The sequence below is a fragment of the Kitasatospora putterlickiae genome, assembly GCF_039527695.1.
Classification (GTDB): domain Bacteria; phylum Actinomycetota; class Actinomycetes; order Streptomycetales; family Streptomycetaceae; genus Kitasatospora; species Kitasatospora putterlickiae.
This window is the reverse complement of record NZ_BAAAKJ010000349.1, coordinates 1-1,831: the sequence shown is the minus strand read 5'-3', so window position 1 is coordinate 1,831 and position 1,831 is coordinate 1. Positions and strand designations below refer to the sequence as shown.

Below are 1,831 nucleotides of genomic sequence, written 5' to 3'. Positions count from 1 at the left end.
TCACCGACCTGCTGGTCGTCCCCAAGGTGGACGCGCTGGCCCAGATCGCCCGCACCGTCGGGCCGGCCGCGGTGCTGGTCACCTCCTCCGGCGAGGGCAAGGAGGTCGCCGCCCGCGTCGCCCTGCGGATCGGCTCCGGCGTGATCACCGACGCCGTCGACCTGGAGGCCGGTGACGGCGGCCCGGTCGCCATCCAGTCGGTGTTCGCCGCCTCCTTCCAGGTGAGGTCGACGGTGTCGCACGGCGCCGCGGTGATCACCGTCAAGCCGAACGCGGTCGCCCCGGAGGCGGCCCCGGCCGCCGGCGCGGTGGAGAACGTCACCGTGGCGTTCACCGGCAACGCCGCCAAGGTCGTCTCGCGCACCCCGCGCGTCTCCACCGGCCGCCCGGAGCTGACCGAGGCCGCGATCGTGGTCTCCGGCGGCCGCGGCGTCGGTGCCGCCGAGGGCTTCGGCGTGGTCGAGGAGCTGGCCGACGCCCTGGGCGCGGCCGTCGGCGCCTCGCGCGCGGCCGTCGACGCCGGCTGGTACCCGCACAGCAGCCAGGTCGGCCAGACCGGCAAGCAGGTCTCCCCGCAGCTCTACGTGGCCAACGGCATCTCCGGCGCCATCCAGCACCGGGCCGGCATGCAGACCTCGAAGACCATCGTGGCCGTCAACAAGGACCCCGAGGCCCCGATCTTCGAGCTCGCCGACTACGGCGTGGTCGGCGACCTCTTCGAGGTCCTGCCGCAGCTGACCACCGAGGTGAAGGCCCGCAAGGCCTGACCCGTCCGGACCTCACGAGGGCGTGGCACCGAGTACCCCGGGGTACTCGGTGCCACGCCCTCTTTCCTCGTGTCCCTGTCACTCCGCGAAGGCCGCCAGGTGCTGGGTGAACCCACCCTGGGCCGGCGGCAGCGGCCGGGGCTCGGCGGGCACGGCGCGCTCCGGCTCCTCCGACGGCAGCACCGTCAGCTCCGGCTGCTCGGACCCGGCCGCCGCGCTGAGCCGCACCCGGGTGCCCACCGGCACGGTGGAGCGCAGGCCGTTGACGATGCACCAGACGTCGAACCCCTCGGCCATCCGGATCAGCGACTTCTGCCGGGCCAGCGGAGTGCGGGCCTGCTCGACGGCGCAGCGCCGCACCACCCCGGTGCCCTCGCTGCGCTCCAATCGCAGGTCGGTGGAGCCGCAGGTGGGGCAGAGCAACCGCTGGAAGGTCGGGTTGCGGCACCAGGCGCAGCGCTGGAAGTACAGCGGCGCGTGCTCGGTGTCGGCTTCGGCGGCTGAGTGGACCACGGTGTCATCTCCCTGCGAACTCGTCGTTACCGTCGGAAAAAGGATAGGGAACTCAGTGCCATCCTGTGAAGGCACTGAGTTCCCTTTTTGTTGTGCTCGTGCATAATGAAGGGTACTGAGTGCCGTCTTGAACGTCGTGAAACAGGAGTGGCCGACCATGAGCCAGGACTTCGATCTCTTCCGGATCTCCGAGGAGCACGAGATGCTCCGTGAGGCGGTGCGTTCGCTGGCCGAGGCGAAGATCGCTCCGTTCGCGGCGGAGGTGGACGAGCAGGGGCGGTTCCCGCAGGAGGCGTTGGAGGCGTTGCGGGGCAACGATCTGCACGCGGTGCACGTGCCGGAGGAGTTCGGGGGTGCGGGGGCGGACGCGCTGGCGACGGTGATCGTGATCGAGGAGGTGGCGCGGGTGTGTGCGTCGTCCTCGTTGATCCCGGCGGTGAACAAGCTGGGGTCGCTGCCGGTGCAGTTGTCGGGTTCCGAGGAGTTGAAGGCGCGGTATCTGGGGGCGCTGGCGCGGGGTGAGGGGATGTTCTCGTACTGCCTGTCGGAGC

The 1,831-nt window shown here is 71.1% G+C and carries 3 protein-coding genes; 2 read left to right on the top strand and 1 reads right to left on the bottom strand.

Annotated features, from left to right (window positions below; translation table 11 throughout):
• The coding region (locus tag ABD308_RS32365) for an electron transfer flavoprotein subunit alpha/FixB family protein (protein WP_344343031.1) at nt 1-767 on the top strand (767 nt) is incomplete at its 5' end.
• Nucleotides 768-845: 78 nt separating this feature from the next.
• On the opposite strand, the gene ABD308_RS32360 is transcribed toward ABD308_RS32365, so the two are convergent.
• Entirely contained in the window at nt 846-1,280 is a 435-nt protein-coding gene (locus ABD308_RS32360; protein ID WP_344343029.1) for a PhlB family protein, read from the bottom strand.
• A 157-nt stretch (nt 1,281-1,437) separates the two neighbouring features.
• Here ABD308_RS32360 and ABD308_RS32355 point away from each other — a divergent pair.
• On the top strand, nt 1,438-1,831 hold a 394-nt coding region (locus ABD308_RS32355; protein ID WP_344343027.1), incomplete at its 3' end, for an acyl-CoA dehydrogenase family protein.